The following is a 20173-nucleotide window of genomic DNA, read 5'->3' as shown; positions in this document are numbered from 1 at the left end:
GCCACGCGCCCGGGCAACCACCCGGCACGGGTTCAATCGTGGCGGCGCCACGCGTGACGCAACTGCTCGCGCAGGAAATCGACGAATGTCCGCACGCGCAACGGCACGTGACGGCCGCCGGGATAGACGGCATGCAGCGGCGCGGCGGACGCGGCGTAAGCCGGCAGCACGCGCACGAGCCGGCCGGCGTCGAGATCGGCGCCGACGTCCCAGATCGACTTCAACGCAATGCCCGCGCCCTCGAGCGCCAGCGTGCGCGCGGCGCCCCCGTCGTTAGTCAGCAGCACGGCCGTCACCTCGACCGCCACGCCGCCTTGCGCGCCGTCGAACCGCCATTCGGCACGCGGCTGGTCGCCCATCACGATGCATCGATGCGCACGAAGCTCGGCCGGATGGGCCGGCCACCCGTGCGCCGCGAGATAACCCGGCGACGCGCACAGCACACGATGATTCGGCGCCAGCTCGCGCGCGATCATCGTCGAATCGGCAAGATTGCCGATCCGCACGGCGACGTCGATGTCGGAAGCGAGCAGATCGACGACCGTATCGGTCAGCATCAGCTGCACGGTCAATTGCGGATGTCGCTGCTGAAATGCCGCCACGAGCGGCGCGATTCGCAGGCGGCCGAGCTCGCCGGGCGCCGTCACGCGCAGCACGCCGCTGACCGTGCCGCGGCGATCGCGCATCAGCGTTTCCGCATGCTCGACCTCGGCGAGGATGCGCAGCACCTGCGCGTGAAACTGCGCGCCGTCGTCGGTGAGCGTTTGCTGCCGCGTCGTCCGGTGCAGCAGGCGCACGCCGAGCCGCGACTCGAGATGCGCGAGCCGCTTGCTGACGACGGACAACGACAGGTCGAGCTCGCGCGCCGCCGCCGACAGGCTGCCGGCCGACACGATCCGAGCGAAGGTGTCGAGCGCCGGGAAATCGTCGATCAATGCCATGGCGCCCGTCTCGCCCCAACCTTTCCTTTTTTCGAAGAATCCATTCGCCTTTTGCCCGTATTTACATGCAGAACGGAAACCTACCATACCTGTTCCGCGTCGTCGCCTGACGCCTTCACAGGACCTCCGAAACCATGTCGATCCGCCTTCGTTCGGCCACCCGCGCAGTCGCGCATGCATTCGCCGCAGCCGCTTGCGTCGTGGCGCTCTGGCCCGCCGCCTCCCATGCCGCCGATCTTGTCGCGCCGCGCACCCTGACCGTCGCGGCAGGCTTGCCGGCCGCGCAGGCCCGCGCGCAAGTTCTGGCAGCGCGCCGCTACGGCAGCTTCTGGAATACCGGCGACCCCGCGCTCGCCCGCTCGGCGCTCGCAGACGACTTCACCGACCGGACGCTGCCGCCCGGCCGCGAACAAGGCGTGTCGGGGCCGCTCGCGGCCTCCGGCACGATGCGCGGCGCGATCCCGGACCTGCATTGCGACATCGAACAGATGATCGTGGCAGGCGACCGGGCTGTCGTACATCTGCATTTTCGCGGCCATTTCACCGGCGCTTTCAACGGAACGGCCGGGCGCGGACAGGCGATCGACTTCATCGCGACCGATATCTATCGGATCGACCACGGCCGAATCGCGGAAAACTGGCACATCGAGGACAACCTGACGCTGATGCGTCAGCTCGGGCTCGTCGGCTGACGGAGGGGACCATGACTCACGGTAACGACACGCCCGCGACGCCTCTGCCGCGCCGCACGTTCCTGGCCCAGGCCGGCGCCGGGCTCGCGGCTGGCGTCGCGCTAGCCGCAGGCACGTCCGTGCCGGCCACTGCCGCGCCAACGCCGACGCCGGCGCCTGCCGCACCGGGCGCCACGCCGTTCTGGCCGGACGGCGCGCGCATCGTGATTTCGATCTCGATGCAGTTCGAGGCGGGCGGGCAACCGCCGACGGGCGCGGACAGCCCGTTTCCGGCCGTCGCGTTTCCGCCGTCGGTGCCGGTCGATCTCGCATTGGCTACCTGGTTCGCGTATGGCTACCGGGAAGGCATTCCGCGCCTGCTCGATCTGTGGGACCGACACGGCGTGAAAGTGACGTCGCACATGATCGGGGAAGCCGCGCGCCGACACCCCGAACTGGCGCGCGAGATCGTGTCGCGCGGCCACGAAGCCGCCGCGCACGGCCCGACGTGGCGCGCGCAATTCGCGATGAGCCGCGACGACGAGCGCCGCTTCCTGACCGAAGCGCGCGACATGGTCGAAGCGGTGACCGGCCAGCGCCCGATCGGCTACAACTGCAACTGGCTGCGGCGCGGACCGCATACGTTGTCGCTGCTGCAGGAGCTCGGCTACGTGTATCACATCGACGACGTCAGCCGCGACGAACCGTTCATCGAGACCGTCGGCGGCCGCGATTTCGCGGTGGTCCCGTACACGCTGCGCAACAACGACATCCTGTTGATCGAAGGCCGCAACTACTCGCCGACGATGTTCGTCGAGCAGATCAAGCTCGATTTCGACCAGCTGTACGCGGAAGCCGGGCAGCGGCGCAGACTGATGTCGATCAGTGCGCACGACCGGATCAGCGGCACGCCGCAGATGGTCCGCGCATGGGACACCTTCCTGCACTACGCTCGATCACACCCCGGGGTCGTTTTCATGCGCAAGGACGACATTGCGCGCTTCGCGCTGCACAGCCCGTCGACGCTGCGCGAGACCGAAATGATCTGACCGGATTGCGCTCGTCTCCTCACTTTGGAAAGACCATCATGAACGATCCGCTCCACGGAAAGAAAGTACTCGTCGTCGGCGGCAGCTCCGGCATCGGCGCCGCCGCCGCGCACGCGTTCGCGCAACATGGCGCCGTCGTGACGATCGCATCGCGCGATCCGGCCAGGGCCGGCGCGGATATCGCGTCGGGCGCTCACGTGCGTACCGAAGCGCTCGACATCACCGATACGGCGGCCGTCGATGCATTCTGCGCGCGCGCCGGCCGATTCGACCACGTCGTGATTTCGGCCGCGAAGACCGCCACGGGCGCGGTCCGCGCGCTACCGCTCGCCGACGCGCAGGCGGCAATGGACAGCAAGTTCTGGGGCGCATACCGCGTCGCCCGCTCGATCGATATTGCACCCGGCGGTTCGCTGACGTTCGTATCGGGCTACCTTAGCGTGCGGCCGAGTGCGTCGTCGGTGCTGCAAGGCGCGATCAACGCGGCGCTCGAGGCACTCGCCCGCGGCCTTGCGCTCGAACTGGCGCCCGTGCGGGTGAATACCGTGTCGCCAGGCCTGATCGCGACGCCGTTGTGGGACAAGCTCGCGCCCGACGCGCGCGACGCCATGTACGCCGGCGCCGCCCAGCGCCTTCCCGCGCGCCGCGTCGGTCAGCCGCAGGATGTGGCGAATGCGATCGTGTACCTGGCCAGCACGCCTTATGCAACCGGTTCGACCGTGCTGATCGACGGCGGCGGCGCGATCGCGTGACGCATGCGGTGATGACAAAACGCCCCGCGTTCCGTCAGGAACGCGGGGCGTCCAAGGCCGTGCGGAAAAGCCGACGCTTACGCGACCGCGCTCACATCGAGCGGTGCGCCCGTCTTGGTCTGGATCTCTTCCGCGCTCACGCCGTCGGCGAGTTCAAGCACCTTCAGCCCGTCCGGCGTCACTTCGATCACGCCGAGGTCGGTAATGATCAGGTCGACCACGCCGACGCCCGTCAGCGGCAGGTTGCATTCGTCGAGAATCTTGTGCTGGTCGCCCTTCGCGACGTGCTCCATCAGCACGACGACGCGCCGCACGCCCGCGACGAGGTCCATCGCGCCGCCCATCCCCTTGATCATCTTGCCGGGGATCATCCAGTTCGCGAGGTCGCCCTTCTTGCTGACCTGCATCGCGCCCAGGATCGCGAGGTTGATGTGGCCGCCGCGGATCATCGCGAACGAATCGGCCGACGAGAAGATCGACGAGCCGGGCAGCGTCGTGACGGTCTGCTTGCCGGCGTTGATGAGGTCGGCGTCGACTTCATCCTCGGTCGGCGACGGGCCGATGCCGAGCAGGCCGTTCTCCGACTGCAGCCACACCTCGACGCCTTCCGGCACGTGGTTCGCGACGAGCGTCGGCAGGCCGATACCGAGGTTCACGTAGAAGCCGTCCTGCAGTTCCTTCGCCGCGCGCGCGGCCATCTGGTCACGATTCCAGGCCATGTCAGTCTCCTTTCGCGCGTACGACGCGTTGTTCGATGCGTTTTTCCGGCGTCGCGTTCAGCACGATGCGCTGCACGAAGATGCCCGGCGTGTGGACGTGATCCGGATCGAGCGTGCCGTTCTCGACGATCTCCTCGACTTCGACCACGGTGATCTTGCCCGCCATCGCGCACATCGGGTTGAAGTTGCGCGCCGTGCGGCGATAGATCAGGTTGCCGGACTTGTCGGCCTTCCACGCCTTCACGAGGGCGACGTCGGCCGTCAGCGACGGCTCGAGCACGTAGTGGCGATCGCCGAACTGGCGCGTTTCCTTGCCTTCCGCGATCACCGTGCCGTAGCCGGTGTTCGTGAAAAAGGCCGGAATGCCGGCGCCGCCCGCGCGCAGCTTCTCGGCGAGCGTGCCCTGCGGCGTGAATTCGAGCTCGAGTTCGCCGGCCAGATACTGGCGCTCGAACTCCTTGTTCTCGCCGACGTACGACGAGATCATCTTCTTGATCTGGCGCGTTTCCAGCAGCAGGCCGAGACCGAAGCCGTCGACGCCCGCGTTGTTGCTGATGCAGGTGATGCCCTTGACGCCGGAATCGCGCAACGCCGCGATCAGCGCCTCGGGAATCCCGCACAGGCCGAAGCCGCCGACCGCGAAGGTCTGTCCGTCGCGGACGATCCCTTCCAGCGCGGCAGCCGCGCTGGGATAGACTTTGTTCATCTGTATGTCCCTTCCTCTATGGAAACCAGCAAAACCGGTTCACGCGCCCACTGGGGCCGCAAGCCCGCCGCACCATTCTAGGCATGCACGGCGAACCCTGCGTCGAAGCGCGCTGTTTTTATATCGCGACAAACCGCCGCGAGATGCCTGAAAGGGTACGATGTGGCGCCAATCCGGCACAATACGCAAAAATACATAAGCATTTGCCTCCGCCTGCCTGCGCCATGCCCGCTCTCGATTACCAGACTGCCTTTCACCTCGCGCCGCTCGGCCTCGTGATGTCGCGCGACCGCGTGATCGAGGACTGCAACGACGCGCTCGCGTCGATCTTTCGCTGCGCGCGGGCCGACCTGATCGGCAAGTCGTACGAGGTGCTCTATCCGTCGCTGGACGAATTCCAGCGGATCGGCGAGCGCATCTCGCGCGTGATGATCGCGAACGGCACCTACGCCGATGACCGAATCATGAAACGGGCCGACGGCGAGCTGTTCTGGTGCCACGTGACGGGCCGCGCGCTCGCCCGCACCGCGCCGCTCGCCGCGGGCGTGTGGACCTTCGAGGACCTGAGCGCGACGCGCCGGGTCGCCGTCGAGCTGACACCGCGCGAACGCGAGATCGCCGCGCAGCTCGCGACCGGCAAGACCAGCAAGCAGATCGGACGCGTGCTCGACATCAGTTCGCGCACGGTCGACATCTACCGTGCGCGGCTGATGCGCAAGTACGGCACGAACAATACGCCGGAACTGCTGCAGCGCCTGCTCGGGCAGTAACCCGTGCGCTGAAAAGGCGATCGGCCGCATGATGCGGCCGATTCGGGGGGCATTCGGAACTGGCGCCGCACCGGCGCCCGTGCGCCCGTGTGCGCCGGGTTGGGCGCTACTGCACGACGGTGCTCAGTCGACCTTCGCGGCGAGCGCGCGCTCGATCGTGTCGCGCAGCAGTTGCGGCAGCGGCACCGACTTGCCGAGCGCATAGTCGACCCACACGCAGCGCGCATTGCCGCGCGCATACACGTGCTGCGGATCGTCCGCGCGCGTCAGCTCGAAACCGGTGTCGAAGCTGCTGCGGCCCGGCTGCGCGGCCGACATCCGTGCGATCACGTCGCCCGGATAGTGCAGCTGCTTCAGGAACTCCATCGATGCCGTGACGATCACGGGCCCCTGCCCCTCGCCGTTGCCGCCCGCGATGCCGAGTTCCTCGAACCACGAGATCCGCGCCTGCTCCATGTAGCGGAAATAGACCGTGTTGTTCACGTGGCCGAATGCGTCCATGTCGCCCCAGCGGATCGGCATCGACATTTCAAATACGGGGGAATAATCGTTCATTGCAGTCATTTTTGTTGCTGAATGTCATCCACTCAGGCGAGGGCGAAGCCGTCGTCGGCGGAGATAATCGAGCCGTTGATGAACTGCGACTCGTCGGCCGCGAGCAGCAACAACAGCCCGTCGAGATCCTGCGGCTTGCCGACGCGCCGGCGCGGCAGCATCGACTGCAGCTTCTGGCCCTGCTCGGTTTCCCACAGGTAATGATTGATTTCGGTATCGATGTAGCCCGGGCAGATCGCATTGACGTTGATCCCGTGGCGGCCCCATTCGAGCGCCATCGAGCGCGTCATCTGCACGACCGCCGACTTGCTCATCGCATACAGCCCGATCTGCGGGAACACGCGCAGGCCGGCCACCGACGCGATGTTAATGATCCGGTAACCCGGCTTGCCGTTGCCGTTCCCGCGCATGATCATCCGCTTCGCGACTTCCTGCGCGACGAAGAATGCGCCGCGCGTGTTGGTGTCGAACACGAACTCGAAATCGGCCGGCGTCACGTCGACGAGCTTCTGCATCGTCGACACGCCCGAATTGTTCACGAGGATGTCGATCGTGCCGGCTTCCGTCTCCGCATGCGCGATGGCCGCCTTGATGCTTTGCACATCGGTGACGTCGAGCGATACGACGTGCGCGGCACCGCCCGCCGCCTCGATCTCCGCGCGCAGCTCCTTCAGGCGCTCGACGCGGCGGCTCGCGAGCACGACCTTCGCGCCGGCCTGCGACAGCACCTGGGCAAAGCGTTGGCCGAGGCCGCTCGACGCGCCCGTGACCAGCGCGACCTTGCCTTCCAGATTGATCGATCGACCCATTGCACACCCCTTTCGATGTCGTTGCGCCGCCGCGGGCGCCCTGTCCCGTGCAGCATAACCCTAGCAGAAAAAATAGAACGATCGTGCTAATCTATCCGCATGCTGTTGCGGCAAGCGTTTCGTTTCGCAGACAATACGCTCCCGAATAAAAGCATTCTAACGGTTAGAGGAACGCCAATGACCCCCGCAAGCCTCATCGAGCAATACGGCCCGCGCGAATCGATGGAATACGACGTCGTGATCGTCGGCGGCGGCCCCGCCGGGCTGTCGGCTGCGATCCGGCTCAAGCAGCTGGCTGCCGAGAAAGGCACCGAGATCGGCGTGTGCGTGCTCGAAAAGGGTTCGGAAATCGGCGCGCACATCCTGTCGGGCGCGGTGATGGACCCGCGCGCGATTACCGAACTGTTCCCCGACTGGAAGGAACGCGGCGCACCGCTCGACGTCGAGGTGACCGAAGACCGCTTCCTGTTCCTGTCCGAGAGCAGCGCGATCACCACGCCGAACTGGGCACTGCCCGCCAACTTCCAGAATCACGGCAACTACGTGATTTCGCTCGGTAACGTCACGCGTTGGCTTGGGGCACAGGCCGAAGCGCTTGGTGTGGAAATCTTCCCCGGCTTCCCGGCAGCCGAGATTCTCTACAACGACGACGGCTCGGTCAAAGGCGTCGCGACCGGCAACATGGGCGTGGGCAAGGACGGCGAGCCGACCGAGAACTTCCAGCTCGGCATGGAGCTGCACGCGAAGTACACGCTGTTCGCCGAAGGCTGCCGCGGCCATCTCGGTCGCCAGTTGATCTCGAAGTTCAAGCTCGACGCGAACGCCGATCCGCAGGCGTACGGGATCGGCATCAAGGAGCTGTGGGAAATCGATCCGGCCAAGCACAAGCCGGGCCTCGTGATCCACACGGCCGGCTGGCCGCTCAAATCCGATACGTACGGCGGCTCGTTCCTGTATCACATGGACAACAACCAGGTCGTGGTCGGCTTCGTGGTGGGCCTCGGCTACACGAACCCATACCTGTCGCCGTTCGAGGAATTCCAGCGCTACAAGACGCACCCGTCGATCCGCGCGTTCCTCGAAGGCGGCAAGCGCGTGTCGTATGGCGCGCGGGCAATCACGGCGGGCGGCCTGCTGTCGCTGCCGAAGACGGTGTTTCCGGGCGGCGCGCTGATCGGCGACGACGCGGGCTTTTTGAACGCATCGCGGATCAAGGGCAGCCACGCGGCGATCAAGACCGGCATGCTGGCGGCCGACGCCGCATTCGACGCGGTGCAGGCCGGCCGTCAAAGCGACGAGTTGAACGCGTATCCCGACGCCTTCAAGCAATCGTGGCTGTACACGGAGCTGTACCGCGCGCGCAACTTCAAGCAGTGGATGGCGAAAGGCCTGTACCTCGGCACGCTGATGGTCGGGCTCGAACAGAAGGTGATGGGCGGCAACGTGCCGTGGACGTTGCACCACAAGCATGCAGACCACGAGATGCTGAAGCCGGCGTCGCAGTGCACGCCGATCGAGTATCCGAAGCCGGACGGCAAGCTGACGTTCGACCGGCTGTCGTCGGTGTTCATCTCGAACACGAACCACGAGGAAAACCAGCCGGCGCACCTGACGCTGAAGGATGCGAGCGTGCCGGTAAACGTGAACCTGCACACGTATGCGGGGCCGGAAGCGCGCTTCTGTCCGGCGGCCGTGTACGAGTTCGTGAAGAACGACGACGGCAGCGATCGACTGGTGATCAACGCGCAGAACTGCGTGCACTGCAAGACCTGCGACATCAAGGACCCGACGCAGAACATCGTGTGGGTCACGCCGGAGGGCGGCGGCGGGCCGAACTACCCGAACATGTAAGCTGCCGGAAAACGCCGCCTCGCGCGGCGTTTTTTTCGTCCGCTCGGCATCCGGCGCTGCCACGTGTCCGCGCGGGCACGCGGCTCAGGCGCCGCGTACCGCGCACCGCATTGCCTCACGCTAGCGGGCTGCGATCCGCCGACGGAAATGCTCGGTGCCCGACACGATCTTGTCGAGCACCGCGTCGAGCGCCCAGAACCGCTCGCGCACGTCGTAATCGATCGCGCGGCAGCGAATCGAATCGAACGTGCCGATCCGCTGGTGATAGATCTTCGCGAGCGCCGGGTAGCCCAGTACCTCCGACACGGCCGAGATCACCAGGAACGTCGACAGTTCGTCGGCGAGTGCCGGGTCGGAGTCGCCCCGCGTGCGCAGCCACCGATACAGGTCGGGATGGAAGTTGGTGAACACGCCGTTGAAGCCGGCGGAGCCCGCCTTCATCGCATCCCACGCGATCGCGGCGTTCGCATTCAGGATCTTCAGCGGCGACCCGGCGGCGAGCGCCACGCGCCGCTTCACCGTCTCCAGGTCGCAACTCACGTCCTTGAGCATCACGAAGCGGCCGGTGTCGATGCACGCGCGCAGTTCGTCGTCCGACAGCAGTCGGCGATACGGCGCCGGACATTCGTACAGGCCGAGCGGCAAATCCGAAGGCAGCCGCGCCAGCAGCTTGTGAAGATGATCGAGAAACGCGGCGCTGCCCTTGCGCTGCGGATCCAGACGGTTGGTCACGAGCACGACGCCCTGCGCACCCGATTCGGCGGCCGCGCGCAGCTCGGCGACCTGCGCATCGAGATCGTCGCTGATGTGCCCGGACGCGACGACAGGCACGCGCCCGGCCACGCGCTCGACCACGAAGCGCGCGAGTTCCGCCCGCTCCGCCAGGCTCAGGAACTGCATCTCGCTCGACTGTGCGACCGCGAACAGCGCATCCGAGCCGTGCGCGAGGTACCACTCGATGAGTCGCTCGAGGCCCGCATAGTCGATCGCACCGGCGTCGTCGAACGGCGTCAGCATCACCGGCACGATCCCTTCGATGGCCGTGGTCGACGGCTGATGGTGTTGCATCTGTCTCTCCTTGCTTCAGTAATTGCGGTGCAGCCGCGATGCTCAGGCCGGCAGCACGCCGGGCGCGGCACTCGCGGACTGCTCGGGAATCGGCTTGCGAACCAGCAGCAGGTAGGCCATCGCCCCGGCGAATGCAATGGCCGCGGCCGTCAGCAGCGCCGGCACGAACGACCACTTCTGCGCGATGACCCCGGTCAGGATCGGCGCGAGCGCCCCGCCGATGAAACCGCCGAAATTCTGGATCGCGCCGAGCGATGCGATGCGGCTCGGCGGCGCGGCAGCCGTCGCGAGCGCCCACGAACAGGCCGATGCCGCATTCGCGAGAAAGATCACGACCGAAATGCACGCGAGCGCGACCGTGTTGCTCTGCACGAGCGCGGCCGGAATCGTGAACGCGACCATGCCGAGCATCGCGACGACCACCGCGTTGCGGCGGCTCACGACCGGCGAACTGCTGCGGCGTGTGACCAGATCCGACAGCCAGCCGGCGACGAGCGAGCCGACGAACCCGCACAGGAACGGCACCGAGGCCGCAAACCCGGTGCGAACGAGGCTCATGTGGCGCTCCATCGTCAGGTACCCCGGCAGCCACGTCAGATAGACCCAGTTCAGATACACGGAACCGAAGAATCCGATCAGCATGCCCCAGGTCGTGCCGTGCGAGAACAGGCTGCGCCACTCGGCGAAGGTCAGCTTGGGCGCCGCGACGCTCGTCTGCGCATCGGCATCGAGATACGCGCGTTCCGCCGCGGTCAACTCCGGACGCGCCGGATCGCGGTACAGCGCGAACCAGATGACGGCGACGACGAGACCGAGCGCCCCCGTCGCGATGAACGCCCAGCGCCAGTGGAACGATGCGACGACCACCGCCAGCAGCAACGGCGCGAGCGCGGTGCCGAGCGGCGATGCCGCGTTGAAGATGCCGGTCGGCGTACCGCGTGCTCGCAGCGGAAACCAGTTGCTCACGACCCGCGCCGCCGACGGGAACTGCGGCGCCTCGCCGATGCCGAGCACGATGCGCGCGACGATGAACCAGCCGAGCGTGGAAACGATGCCGCCCGCGGCCTGCGCGAACGACCACACGATCAGCCCGATGCCGAGCAGCCGGCGCGGGCCGATCCGGTCGACGAGTCCGCCGACCGGAAACTGGCACAACGCATAGCTCCACGAGAATGCCGACAGCAGCAGGCCCACCTCGGAGAGCGACAGCCCGAGGTCGTGGCGGATGGCCGAACTCGCGACGGCCAGTGTGCCGCGATCGAGATAGTTGACGATCCCGCTCACCATCAGCAGGGCGAGCGCGATGCGTTGTCCGCGCCGGATCCGTGGCGGCGCACTGGGTACTGCCTGGTTCTCGTTCATTGCGTTTGTCTCCATGTCATGAATGGGTGCCGGCCCATCGTTCCGTCGTCGCGGAATCTATCCGGCCATGCCTACCACTTCTTCGCGGGTCGGAATCGACGTCTGCGCGCCGTAACGCGTCACGCTGATCGCGGCCGCGCGCTGGCCGAATGCGATGGCGTCGTCCATCGACGCACCGCCCGCGCGGGCGGCCGCGAACCCGCCGACGAAGGTATCGCCGGCAGCCGTGGTATCGACCGCCGCCACCGCCACCGCGCGATGGCGGCCGTGCCCTGCGCTGCCGCGCCAGCAGACGCCGCGCGCGCCGAGCGTGACCAGCACGTTGCCGACGCCCTTCGCGCACAACGCATCCGTCGCGCGCACCGCTGACGCGTCGTCGCCGACCGCGATGCCGGTCAGCGACTCCGCTTCCGTCTCGTTGACGACGAGGTAGTCGATCCGGGCCAGCAGCGCATCGAACAGCGGCCGTGCGGGCGCCGGATTGAGCAACACTGGCGTGCGATGTGCGATGGCGCTGCCGATTGCGCGCGCAACGGTCTCGATCGGCACCTCGAGCTGGCACACCATCAATGCCGCGCCGGCGATCACGTCGCGCGCCGCGTCGATCGATGCGGCATCGAGGCACGCGTTCGCGCCGGGCACGACGACGATGCTGTTCGCCCCGTGCGCATCGACGGTGATCGTCGCGACGCCGGTTGCCTCGCCGTCGACCCGCCGCAGGTGCGTCACGTCGATGCGCTCCGCCGCCAGCGCGTCGTGCAGGCGTGCGCCGAACGCGTCGTTGCCGACGCAGCCGATCATCGCCACCGACGCACCAAGGCGCCCGGCGGCCACTGCCTGGTTCGCCCCCTTGCCGCCGTGGACGGTCCGGAACGTCGTGCCGAGCAGCGTTTCGCCCGGCACGGGCAGCCGCGGCGCGTGCGTGACGAGGTCGACGTTGAGGCTGCCGACGACCGCGATTCGCGGTGATTTTGCGAGATCCATCATTGAATGTAACCGCTTACATTTACGACAAACAAAATGGCCGACAAGGCTGGAATCGACGAAAATTTCCCGGTGATGCGGGCGGAACGGGTGTCTGACATAATACGGACTGACATCAAGATAGCGCTTACATTCTCACAGGCGATGCCGGGAATGCAAGCAGGACCACGAGGAATCGAGGGTAAACGATGGCGCTTTTGAGAACCTGCGCAACCCGCGCGACCGTTCCGGCCGGGTATCGCCGATGAGCACGCCCCCTTCCAATGGCGGCCCGGCGCGCGCACGCCGTGGCAGCGGCCGGTCGGTGCTCGGCGATGTCGCGAAACTCGCCGGCGTGTCGACCGCGACCGTTTCGCGCGTGTACAACGAACCCGGCAAGGTGTCGGCCGACGTGCAGCAGCGCGTGCGCGACGCCGCCCGCGCGCTGAACTGGATCCCGAACGCGGCCGGCCGCGCCCTCGCGTCCACGCGCACCCACATCACCGGGGCGATCATCCCGACGCTCGACGATCAGGTGTTCGCATCGCAGGTCGCCGGCATGCAGGCGGTCATGGCCGAACACGGCATCACGCTCTTCCTCGGCTGCTCGAATTACGATCCGGCGCAGGCGCTCGCGCAGGTGCGCGCGATGCTGTCGCGCGGCGTCGAGGCGCTGTCGCTGGTCGGCGAAGCGCATCCGCCCGAAGTGTTCGAACTGCTCGACCTGCATCGCGTGCCGTATGTCGTGACCTATGCGTATCGCGACGACAGCCCGCACTGTTGCATCGGTTTCGACAACCGGGCGGCATTCGCGCGGCTGACGACGCACCTGCTCGACCTCGGCCATCGCGATTTCGCGGTCATCATGCAGCCTTCCGCGAACAACGACCGCGTGCAGGCCCGTCTGCGCGGCATTCACGACACGCTGGCCGCGCGCGGGCTGGCGGTACGCCCGGTGCACCAGCATGAAGGCCCCGCCACGATCGCGTTCGGGCGCGCGAGCCTGCGCGCGATTGCCGACAGCGGGCCGACGCGCCCGACCGCCGTGATATGCGGGAACGACGCGCTCGCGCTCGGCGCGCTGCTCGAAGCGCAGGCGCTGGGCCTCGAGGTGCCGTCGCAACTGTCGATTACCGGATTCGACGACGTCGCGCTGGCGCGCGAAATCCGGCCGTCGCTGACGACGATGTGGGTCGACACCGCCGCGATCGGGCGCCAGGCCGCGCACGCGCTGCTCGACGCGCTCGAGAACGGCAAGGCCGGGCCCGGTTGCGCGGTACTGCCCGAACTGCGGGTGCGCGAATCGGCCGCGCCGCCGCCGGCGTCTGCGGCTCAATGAAAAACGGGGCGCCTCAGGCGCCCCGCTTCGTATCGTGCACGCGTATCGGTCGGGCCGGCGCTTGCCGGCCCGCGCGGATCGCGATCAGGTCGCGCTGCCGCCGATCTTCGGCGTCGACGTCTCGACGTCGCCGCACTGCGCGCGATGGCGCAGCGCATGGTCGATCAGCACCAGCGCGAGCATCGACTCGGCGATCGGCGTCGCGCGGATGCCGACGCACGGGTCATGGCGGCCGAAGGTTTCCACCGTCGCCTCTTCGCCTGCCTTCGTGATCGAACGGCGCGGCGTGCGGATGCTCGATGTCGGCTTGATCGCGATCGACACGGTGATGTCCTGCCCGGTCGAAATCCCGCCGAGCACGCCGCCCGCGTGGTTGCCGACGAAGCCGGCCGGCGTCAGTTCGTCGCCGTGCACCGAGCCGCGCTGCGCGACGCTGTCGAAGCCCGCGCCGATCTCGACGCCCTTCACCGCGTTGATGCTCATCATCGCCTTCGCGATGTCCGCGTCGAGCCGGTCGAACACCGGCTCGCCCCAGCCGACCGGCACGCCCGACGCGACGACGTCGATGCGCGCGCCGATCGAATCGCCGTCCTTGCGCAGCGCGTCCATGTAGGCTTCCAGCTCCGGAACGATCGCCGCGTTCGGCGAGAAGAACGGGTTCTCGCGCACGTACGACCAGTCGACGAACGGCACGTCGATTTCGCCCAGGCCGCTCATGTAGCCGCGCACCTCGACGCCGAAGCGCTCGCGCAGCCACTTCTTCGCGACCGCACCCGCGCCGACGATCGGCGCGGTCAGGCGCGCGGACGAACGGCCGCCGCCGCGGTAATCGCGGATGCCGTATTTCTGCCAGTAGGTGTAGTCGGCATGGCCGGGACGGAACGTCTCGACGATGTTGCCGTAATCCTTGCTGCGCTGGTCGGTGTTGCGGATCAGCAGCGCGATCGGCGTGCCGGTGGTCACGCCTTCGAACACGCCCGACAGGATCTCGACCTCGTCGGCCTCCTGGCGCTGCGTCACGTGCCGCGACGTGCCGGGCTTGCGGCGATCGAGCTCGACCTGGATGTCGGCTTCGGTCAGGCCCATTCCCGGCGGGCAGCCGTCGATCACGCAGCCGATCGCGGGACCGTGCGATTCGCCGAAGGTCGTGACAGTGAAAAGCGTGCCGAGGGTATTGCCGGACATGATGGAACCGCCCAAAGAGAAATGACCGAACCGACGCGCTGCCGGGCCGCAGGCAGGCCGCTCGTTTGCCGGTCGAGAAAAAAGGTAAACCGCTATTATGCCAGCCGTCCCGGGCACGCGGGCCGTGTGAACCGTTCAGACCACGCGGACTGGTCGCGGATAGGGGCAGATGGGGTACGTGCGAGGCTGGTGCGGCGATCGCTGGCCCGCGGCATCGCGTTGGGGACCAGTCGATTCGAAGCCGTCACCCCGGCCCGGTGCGCGAATCGATCATCCCGCGCCGGGCCCGCCCCTCCTACTTCCGCGCGCCGCGCAGTTCGGTCACCGCCGCCTGCAGCACCTCGGGCGTCGCGACTGACGGCGGCATCGGCTCGCCGACCGCGAGCGTCAGCCGGCTCATCACGCCGCGCTTGATGGGGCGCGGCATGCGCGCATCGGCATGACGCGAAAAATAGCTACCCCACAGCCCGCGCAGCGCCATCGGAATCACGGGCGCCGGCGTGCGGCCGAGGATCTCCGTGATGCCGTGGTGGAACGTGTTGATGTCGCCCGTCTTGGTCAGCTTGCCTTCGGGGAAGATGCACACGAGCTCGCCGTCCTTCAGCGCGGCCTCGCATGCGTCGTACGCGCGCGCGAGCATCTCGGGATCCTCGTGGCGCGGTGCGATCGGGATCGCCTTCGCATGCCGGAACACCCAGCTCGCGAAGCGCGTCTTGAAGATCCGGTGATCCATCACGAAGCGGATCGGCCGCGGGCTCGCGGCAGCCAGCACGAGCGCATCGACATAGCTCACGTGGTTGCACACCAGCACGGCCGCGCCCTCTTCCGGAATCCGCTCCGCATGCACGAGACGGATCCGGTAGAACGTGTGCACGAGCACCCATGCGACGAAGCGCAGCAGGAACTCGGGGACGAGCAGGTAGATATACGTGGCGACGACGACATTCAGCAGCGCGGTGACGAGGAACAGGCCCGGGATGTCGACGCCGGCCTTGGTCAGCCCCATCGCCATCAGCGCCGACAGGATCATGAACAGCGCGTTCAGGATGTTGTTCGCGGCGATGATCCGCGCACGGTGGGTCGGCGCGCTGCGGCTCTGGATCAGCGCATACAGCGGCACGCTGTAGAACCCGCCGAACATCGCGAGCAGGAACAGGTCGGCCAGGATGCGCCAGTGGCGCGCGCCGGCGAGGAATTCGCCGACCGACAGCAGATGGCCGGGCGACGGCAGCGAGCGGCTCGCGAAATACAGCTCGATCGCGAACACGCTGATGCCGATCGAGCCGAGCGGCACGAGGCCGATCTCGACGCGCCGCTGCGACAGCCGCTCGCACAGCAGCGAGCCGAGGCCAATGCCGACCGAGAACGTCGCGAGCAGGACCGTGACGACATCGGGGCTCGCGGACAGCACGTCCTTCGCGAAATTGAAGAACGACGTGAGGAACGTCGCGCCGACGAACCACAGCCACGAAATGCCGAGCAGGCTCAGGAACACGGTACGGTTCTGCCGCGCGAGCCCGAGGTTGCGCCACGTCTCGCTGAACGGGTTCCAGTTGATCACGAGATCGGGCTGCGGCGCCGGCGTCGGCGGCACGCGCTGCGCGACGAGCCGCCCCGCGATCGCGATAACGACGACGCTCACGGCGAGCACGCGCTCGCCGCCGCCTTCGATGCCGGCGGCCGCGCCGCCGATGATCGTGCCGATCAGGATCGCGATGAACGTGCCCATCTCGACGAGCCCGTTGCCGCCGACGAGTTCATGATCGCCGAGATGCTGCGGCAGGTATGAATACTTGACGGGGCCGAACAGCGTCGAGTGCATCCCCATCATGAACGTGCACAGATACAGCAGCGTCGCGCTGTGCGTGACGAAACCGGCCGCGCCGACCAGCATCAGCGCGATCTCGAAGGTCTTCACGAAGCGCGTGAGCGTCGCCTTGTCGTATTTGTCGGCGATCTGGCCGGAAGTGGCCGAGAACAGCACGAACGGCAGGATGAAGATCGCGGAAATCAGGAACGCGGCCGTCTTCGCATCGACGCCGGAGAAGCGCGCTGTGTGATAGGTGACGAGCGACGTGAAGCCGATCTTGAACACGTTGTCGTTCAGCGCACCCAGGAACTGCGTCGTGAAGAACGGTGCGAAACGACGCTGGCGCAACAGGTCGAACTGGGACGCGTGGGCGCGCCGTTCGCCGCGCGACGCGGAAGAGACTTGCGTGTGATCGCTCATGCGGAATACGCGCGCATCGTCTGGGCGAAGCTGCGCGGGCCTCGTTGTGTTGTTGTTGAAAAAACGGCGGCGCAGGCTGAACCTGCGCCGCCGTGCGCCGGATGGCAGCGCCCGCGCGTCATGGCAACGGGCGCGATGCGTGTCACGGCTTGTGCGCTTCGGCTTCCGATTCCGGCCAGTCGCGGATGTACGCCTTCAGCATCCGGTTCTCGAAGCTCTGCGCCTCGACGACCGTCTTCGCGACGTCGTAGAACGAAATGACGCCCATCAGCACCTTCTTGTCGAGCACCGGCATGTAGCGCGCGTGGCGCTCGAGCATCATCCGGCGCACTTCGTTGACGTCGGTTTCGGGCGTGCAGGTGAGCGGCTCGTCCATCACCTTGCGCACCTGGACGTCGCCGATCGCGCCGCCGTTCACGTGCAGGCGCAGGATGATTTCGCGGAACGTCAGCATCCCGACGAGATCGCCGTACTCCATCACGACGAGCGAACCGATATCGTGTTCGGCCATCGTATCGACCGCTTCGCGCAGCGGCTTATCGGGCGTCACCGTAAACAGCGTGTTGCCCTTCACTTTCAGAATATCGCTGACGCGCATCGTAGTCCCCTCATGCTTGAATGCAAATCCGCTTTCGATCGTATCGGAAAGCCTGTCAAAAGGAAAGCTCAGGCCCCGCGCGGCGCGGCCGCCCCGCTTGCGGACACCGGCCGCCCGCCGCACAATGACCGCATGAACGGCGGCCCGAGGAGACGGCCATGGCGCATACGCATACGGAGCAATTCGCCAGCTTCGCTGATTTCTATCCGTACTACCTGAACGAACACCAGAACCTCACGTCGCGGCGGCTGCATTTCATCGGCTCGCTCGGCGTGATCGGCTGCGTCGCGATGGCGATCGCGACGGGCTATTGGCTGTGGCTGCCGGCCGCCGTCGTGTGCGGTTACGGATTCGCGTGGGTCGGACACTTCTTCTTCGAGAAGAACCGCCCCGCCACGTTCCGGCACCCGGTCTACAGCCTGATGGGCGACTGGGTGATGTTCAAGGACATCTGCACCGGCAAGATTCCGCTGTAACGCCGGCCCGCCACGCATCACGCCGTTTTCGGCGGCCGCGCGTGCGGGTCGGGCGCGCCGTCCGCCATCTCGCCGTGCTCAGGCGCGTCCGGCTGCGCGCCGGTCAGCCGGTGCGCGGCGATCAGCGACGCGAGCGATACGTCGAACCGGTCGTTCGACAGCACCTCGAGCAGCGCCGCGCCTTCGACGTGGCTGCCGCGGCGCTGCAGCTGGTAGGTCAGCTCGGTGCGATCGATCACCAGCACGTCGAACAGTTGCGCGAGCGTCAGCTGCTCCGGGTTCGCCAGCAGGATGTAACGCGGCGCGAGCTCGCCGTTGTCCAGCCGCGCGATCCATTCGCGCTCCTCCATCGTCAGCAGCAGCCGCTGCGCGGTTTCCATGTCGCAGCGCAGCATGGTCGCGAGCCGTATCGCGGGATAGCCCGCCTTGCCGATCGCGCGTGCCTCGGCGAGCCGCGCGAGCAATTCGAGCGCATCGAGCAGGTCGCTGCCCGGATAGTGGATGCGATGGAACTGGCCGACGCGGATCGCCGGCAGCGCGGACGCGACCATCGCGCCGAGCAGCGCGATGAACCAGCTCAGATACACCCACAGCAGGAACACCGGCAGCGCCGCGAACGCGCCGTAGACGGCCGTATAGGTCGGAATGCGCCGCACGTAATAGCCGAAGCCGCGCTTCGCGAGCTCGAACGCGATGGCCGCGAACAGGCCGCCGATCACCGCGTCGCGCCACGCGACCGTGCAGTTCGGCAGGTACACGTACAGCAGCGTGAACGCGAGCACGGTCAGCGGCAGCGATGCGAGCGCGAGCAGCCACTCGACGATCGACGTCGACGGCGCGGCGCCGGTGAACGCCAGCGACTGCGTAAACAGATACGACGAGATCGACAGGCTCACGCCGAACAGCAAGGGCCCAAGCGTGATCAGCGCCCAGTACGCGAGCACGCGCTGCGCGAACGGCCGCGGCTTGCGCACGCGCCAGATCAGGTTGAACGCGGATTCGATCGTCATCATCGTCATCACCGACGTGACGACCAGCACGATCAGGCCGGCCGTCGTCAGCCCCTTGGCCTTCGACGCGAACTGGTTCAGGTACTTGAAGATCTGGACGTTGAACTGCGCGGGCATCAGGTGATCCGCGAGGAACCCCTGCAGCGAGATCTGGAACGACGCGAACATCGGGAATGCGGTGAACAGCGCGAACGCGACCGTGACGAGCGGCACGAGTGCCAGCATCGTCGTGAACGTGAGGCTGCCCGCCACTTGCGGGATGCGATCCTCGGCGCTGCGCCGGGCCGCGAACTGCGCGAGGCGCTTGATGGTGTCGAGATCGACGCTCAACTTCGGCAAACGGCTTCTCCTTCTCGATGCCGCGCGCCCGACGGCGCGCCGCCGCCGCGCTGCGCGACGACTTCAGCCCCTATAATAGCCGCTCGATCCAGCAGGGGCCGACTGCACCGGGCATGCGCGCGGCCGCACGCGGCTCCGCCGCCCATGAAAGACATTCTCGTCCTCTATTACAGCCGCCACGGCGCAACCCGCGATCTCGCGCTCGCGATCGCGAACGGCATCGACAGCGTGCCCGGCATGCAGGCGCGCATCCGCACCGTGCCGTCGGTCTCGACGGTCTGCGAAGCCACCGCGTCCGACATCCCCGACGACGGCCCGCCGTATGCGGAACTGCGCGATCTCGAGGAATGCGCGGGCCTCGCGCTCGGCTCGCCGACCCGGTTCGGCAACATGGCCGCCTCGCTCAAGTATTTCCTCGACGGCACGACGCCGCAGTGGTTGTCCGGCGCGCTGACCGGCAAGCCGGCGTGCGTGTTCACATCGACGGGCAGCCTGCACGGCGGCCAGGAATCGACCTTGCTATCGATGATGCTGCCGCTGCTGCATCACGGGATGATGATCGTCGGGATCCCTTACACGGAATCCGCGCTCAGCACGACGCGCACCGGCGGCACGCCGTATGGCGCGTCGCACGTGTCGCAGCACGATCGCAACGCGGCCGCCGGACTGTCGGCGGACGAAAAGGCCCTCGCGGCCGCGCTCGGCGTGCGGCTCGCACGCGCGGCGGCGGCGCTGGCCGACGCCCAGGCAGCGCAGACCGCCGGGGCCGCATGAACGCGC

Annotated in this window: 20 protein-coding genes; 8 read left to right on the top strand and 12 right to left on the bottom strand. The window is 67.2% G+C overall.

All coding sequences use genetic code 11. The features are described 5' to 3' along the window. Positions 1 to 32 precede the first annotated feature (32 nt). On the bottom strand, positions 33 to 941 hold the full coding sequence (locus C7H84_RS17265) for a LysR family transcriptional regulator (protein WP_121859903.1): 909 nt from the start codon (positions 939 to 941) through the stop codon (positions 33 to 35). Positions 942 to 1075: 134 nt separating this feature from the next. On the opposite strand from C7H84_RS17265, the gene C7H84_RS17260 reads away from it, so the two are divergent. Genes C7H84_RS17260 through C7H84_RS17250 form a run of 3 tightly spaced genes read left to right on the top strand, consistent with a single transcriptional unit; the run spans position 1076 to position 3413 of the window. Continuing rightward, positions 1076 to 1633 (top strand): ester cyclase, encoded by a 558-nt coding sequence (locus C7H84_RS17260; protein WP_121859902.1) that lies wholly within the window; start codon positions 1076 to 1078, stop codon positions 1631 to 1633. Between the two features lie 11 nt (positions 1634 to 1644). Beyond that, positions 1645 to 2661 (top strand): polysaccharide deacetylase family protein, encoded by a 1017-nt coding sequence (locus C7H84_RS17255; RefSeq protein WP_121859901.1) that lies wholly within the window; start codon positions 1645 to 1647, stop codon positions 2659 to 2661. A gap of 38 nt (positions 2662 to 2699) precedes the next feature. Continuing rightward, positions 2700 to 3413 (top strand): SDR family oxidoreductase, encoded by a 714-nt coding sequence (locus C7H84_RS17250; RefSeq protein WP_121859900.1) that lies wholly within the window; start codon positions 2700 to 2702, stop codon positions 3411 to 3413. Between the two features lie 77 nt (positions 3414 to 3490). On the opposite strand, the gene C7H84_RS17245 is transcribed toward C7H84_RS17250, so the two are convergent. Beyond that, a complete protein-coding gene (locus C7H84_RS17245; protein ID WP_121859899.1) occupies positions 3491 to 4132 on the bottom strand; it encodes a CoA transferase subunit B in 642 nt (213 codons plus the stop codon). 1 nt (position 4133) lies between these two features. Continuing rightward, the gene (locus C7H84_RS17240; RefSeq protein WP_121859898.1) at positions 4134 to 4838 is read right to left on the bottom strand and encodes a CoA transferase subunit A; all 705 of its coding nucleotides are present in this window, start codon (positions 4836 to 4838) and stop codon (positions 4134 to 4136) included. Positions 4839 to 5062: 224 nt separating this feature from the next. On the opposite strand from C7H84_RS17240, the gene C7H84_RS17235 reads away from it, so the two are divergent. Then, a complete protein-coding gene (locus C7H84_RS17235) occupies positions 5063 to 5608 on the top strand; it encodes a LuxR C-terminal-related transcriptional regulator (protein ID WP_121859897.1) in 546 nt (181 codons plus the stop codon). 123 nt (positions 5609 to 5731) lie between these two features. Here the strand turns inward: C7H84_RS17235 and C7H84_RS17230 are convergent, their stop codons facing one another. Together C7H84_RS17230 and C7H84_RS17225 are read right to left on the bottom strand one after the other, a co-directional pair. Continuing rightward, the gene (locus C7H84_RS17230; protein WP_121859896.1) at positions 5732 to 6163 is read right to left on the bottom strand and encodes a thioesterase family protein; all 432 of its coding nucleotides are present in this window, start codon (positions 6161 to 6163) and stop codon (positions 5732 to 5734) included. 32 nt (positions 6164 to 6195) lie between these two features. Then, a complete protein-coding gene (locus C7H84_RS17225) occupies positions 6196 to 6972 on the bottom strand; it encodes an SDR family oxidoreductase (protein WP_121859895.1) in 777 nt (258 codons plus the stop codon). Between the two features lie 177 nt (positions 6973 to 7149). Here C7H84_RS17225 and C7H84_RS17220 point away from each other — a divergent pair, with 177 nt between their 5' ends. Next, positions 7150 to 8823, top strand: a complete 1674-nt coding sequence (locus tag C7H84_RS17220; RefSeq protein WP_121859894.1) for an electron transfer flavoprotein-ubiquinone oxidoreductase — start codon at positions 7150 to 7152, stop codon at positions 8821 to 8823. Between the two features lie 120 nt (positions 8824 to 8943). On the opposite strand, the gene C7H84_RS17215 is transcribed toward C7H84_RS17220, so the two are convergent. Genes C7H84_RS17215 through rbsK form a run of 3 tightly spaced genes read right to left on the bottom strand, consistent with a single transcriptional unit; the run spans position 8944 to position 12240 of the window. Continuing rightward, on the bottom strand, positions 8944 to 9891 hold the full coding sequence (locus C7H84_RS17215) for a dihydrodipicolinate synthase family protein (protein ID WP_121859893.1): 948 nt from the start codon (positions 9889 to 9891) through the stop codon (positions 8944 to 8946). Positions 9892 to 9933: 42 nt separating this feature from the next. After that, on the bottom strand, positions 9934 to 11253 hold the full coding sequence (locus tag C7H84_RS17210; RefSeq protein WP_121859892.1) for an MFS transporter: 1320 nt from the start codon (positions 11251 to 11253) through the stop codon (positions 9934 to 9936). Between the two features lie 57 nt (positions 11254 to 11310). Beyond that, positions 11311 to 12240 (bottom strand): ribokinase, encoded by a 930-nt coding sequence (rbsK, locus tag C7H84_RS17205; protein ID WP_121859891.1) that lies wholly within the window; start codon positions 12238 to 12240, stop codon positions 11311 to 11313. 241 nt (positions 12241 to 12481) lie between these two features. Here rbsK and C7H84_RS17200 point away from each other — a divergent pair, with 241 nt between their 5' ends. Continuing rightward, on the top strand, positions 12482 to 13555 hold the full coding sequence (locus C7H84_RS17200; protein ID WP_121859890.1) for a LacI family DNA-binding transcriptional regulator: 1074 nt from the start codon (positions 12482 to 12484) through the stop codon (positions 13553 to 13555). A gap of 84 nt (positions 13556 to 13639) precedes the next feature. On the opposite strand, the gene aroC is transcribed toward C7H84_RS17200, so the two are convergent. The 3 genes from aroC to C7H84_RS17185 all read right to left on the bottom strand — a co-directional run bounded on the left by aroC (position 13640) and on the right by C7H84_RS17185 (position 17568). Further along, complete coding sequence (aroC, locus tag C7H84_RS17195; RefSeq protein ID WP_121859990.1) at positions 13640 to 14740, bottom strand: chorismate synthase; 1101 nt, start codon at positions 14738 to 14740, stop codon at positions 13640 to 13642. Between the two features lie 295 nt (positions 14741 to 15035). Beyond that, positions 15036 to 16970, bottom strand: coding sequence for an MFS transporter (locus C7H84_RS17190; protein ID WP_121859889.1), 1935 nt, complete (start codon positions 16968 to 16970; stop codon positions 15036 to 15038). Positions 16971 to 17112: 142 nt separating this feature from the next. Further along, positions 17113 to 17568 carry a CBS domain-containing protein gene (locus C7H84_RS17185; protein WP_006488504.1) on the bottom strand — a complete coding sequence of 152 codons (456 nt, stop codon included), beginning with the start codon at positions 17566 to 17568 and terminating at the stop codon, positions 17113 to 17115. A 158-nt stretch (positions 17569 to 17726) separates the two neighbouring features. Here C7H84_RS17185 and C7H84_RS17180 point away from each other — a divergent pair, with 158 nt between their 5' ends. After that, positions 17727 to 18044 (top strand): Mpo1-like protein, encoded by a 318-nt coding sequence (locus C7H84_RS17180; RefSeq protein WP_121859888.1) that lies wholly within the window; start codon positions 17727 to 17729, stop codon positions 18042 to 18044. Between the two features lie 17 nt (positions 18045 to 18061). On the opposite strand, the gene C7H84_RS17175 is transcribed toward C7H84_RS17180, so the two are convergent. Then, entirely contained in the window at positions 18062 to 19393 is a 1332-nt protein-coding gene (locus C7H84_RS17175) for a YihY family inner membrane protein (RefSeq protein ID WP_121859887.1), read from the bottom strand. Between the two features lie 144 nt (positions 19394 to 19537). Here C7H84_RS17175 and wrbA point away from each other — a divergent pair, with 144 nt between their 5' ends. Continuing rightward, the gene (wrbA, locus tag C7H84_RS17170; RefSeq protein ID WP_121859886.1) at positions 19538 to 20167 is read left to right on the top strand and encodes an NAD(P)H:quinone oxidoreductase; all 630 of its coding nucleotides are present in this window, start codon (positions 19538 to 19540) and stop codon (positions 20165 to 20167) included. Positions 20168 to 20173: the final 6 nt, after the last annotated feature.

Source organism: Burkholderia sp. Nafp2/4-1b, assembly GCF_003635165.1.
Lineage (GTDB): Bacteria > Pseudomonadota > Gammaproteobacteria > Burkholderiales > Burkholderiaceae > Burkholderia.
This window is presented reverse-complemented; position numbering and strand designations above follow the sequence as displayed.

What these genes read in the sequence shown, in the direction of transcription:
- C7H84_RS17225 (WP_121859895.1), bottom strand. Translation starts at nt 6,972, where the DNA reads ATGGGTCGATCGATCAATCTGGAAGGCAAGGTCGCGCTGGTCACGGGC.
- C7H84_RS17235 (WP_121859897.1), top strand. Translation starts at nt 5,063, where the DNA reads ATGCCCGCTCTCGATTACCAGACTGCCTTTCACCTCGCGCCGCTCGGC.
- C7H84_RS17190 (WP_121859889.1), bottom strand. Translation starts at nt 16,970, where the DNA reads ATGAGCGATCACACGCAAGTCTCTTCCGCGTCGCGCGGCGAACGGCGC.
- C7H84_RS17210 (WP_121859892.1), bottom strand. Translation starts at nt 11,253, where the DNA reads ATGAACGAGAACCAGGCAGTACCCAGTGCGCCGCCACGGATCCGGCGC.
- C7H84_RS17230 (WP_121859896.1), bottom strand. Translation starts at nt 6,163, where the DNA reads ATGAACGATTATTCCCCCGTATTTGAAATGTCGATGCCGATCCGCTGG.
- C7H84_RS17265 (WP_121859903.1), bottom strand. Translation starts at nt 941, where the DNA reads ATGGCATTGATCGACGATTTCCCGGCGCTCGACACCTTCGCTCGGATC.
- C7H84_RS17240 (WP_121859898.1), bottom strand. Translation starts at nt 4,838, where the DNA reads ATGAACAAAGTCTATCCCAGCGCGGCTGCCGCGCTGGAAGGGATCGTC.
- C7H84_RS17260 (WP_121859902.1), top strand. Translation starts at nt 1,076, where the DNA reads ATGTCGATCCGCCTTCGTTCGGCCACCCGCGCAGTCGCGCATGCATTC.
- C7H84_RS17185 (WP_006488504.1), bottom strand. Translation starts at nt 17,568, where the DNA reads ATGCGCGTCAGCGATATTCTGAAAGTGAAGGGCAACACGCTGTTTACG.
- C7H84_RS17245 (WP_121859899.1), bottom strand. Translation starts at nt 4,132, where the DNA reads ATGGCCTGGAATCGTGACCAGATGGCCGCGCGCGCGGCGAAGGAACTG.
- aroC (WP_121859990.1), bottom strand. Translation starts at nt 14,740, where the DNA reads ATGTCCGGCAATACCCTCGGCACGCTTTTCACTGTCACGACCTTCGGC.
- C7H84_RS17220 (WP_121859894.1), top strand. Translation starts at nt 7,150, where the DNA reads ATGACCCCCGCAAGCCTCATCGAGCAATACGGCCCGCGCGAATCGATG.
- C7H84_RS17215 (WP_121859893.1), bottom strand. Translation starts at nt 9,891, where the DNA reads ATGCAACACCATCAGCCGTCGACCACGGCCATCGAAGGGATCGTGCCG.
- wrbA (WP_121859886.1), top strand. Translation starts at nt 19,538, where the DNA reads ATGAAAGACATTCTCGTCCTCTATTACAGCCGCCACGGCGCAACCCGC.
- C7H84_RS17180 (WP_121859888.1), top strand. Translation starts at nt 17,727, where the DNA reads ATGGCGCATACGCATACGGAGCAATTCGCCAGCTTCGCTGATTTCTAT.
- C7H84_RS17200 (WP_121859890.1), top strand. Translation starts at nt 12,482, where the DNA reads ATGAGCACGCCCCCTTCCAATGGCGGCCCGGCGCGCGCACGCCGTGGC.
- rbsK (WP_121859891.1), bottom strand. Translation starts at nt 12,240, where the DNA reads ATGATGGATCTCGCAAAATCACCGCGAATCGCGGTCGTCGGCAGCCTC.
- C7H84_RS17250 (WP_121859900.1), top strand. Translation starts at nt 2,700, where the DNA reads ATGAACGATCCGCTCCACGGAAAGAAAGTACTCGTCGTCGGCGGCAGC.
- C7H84_RS17255 (WP_121859901.1), top strand. Translation starts at nt 1,645, where the DNA reads ATGACTCACGGTAACGACACGCCCGCGACGCCTCTGCCGCGCCGCACG.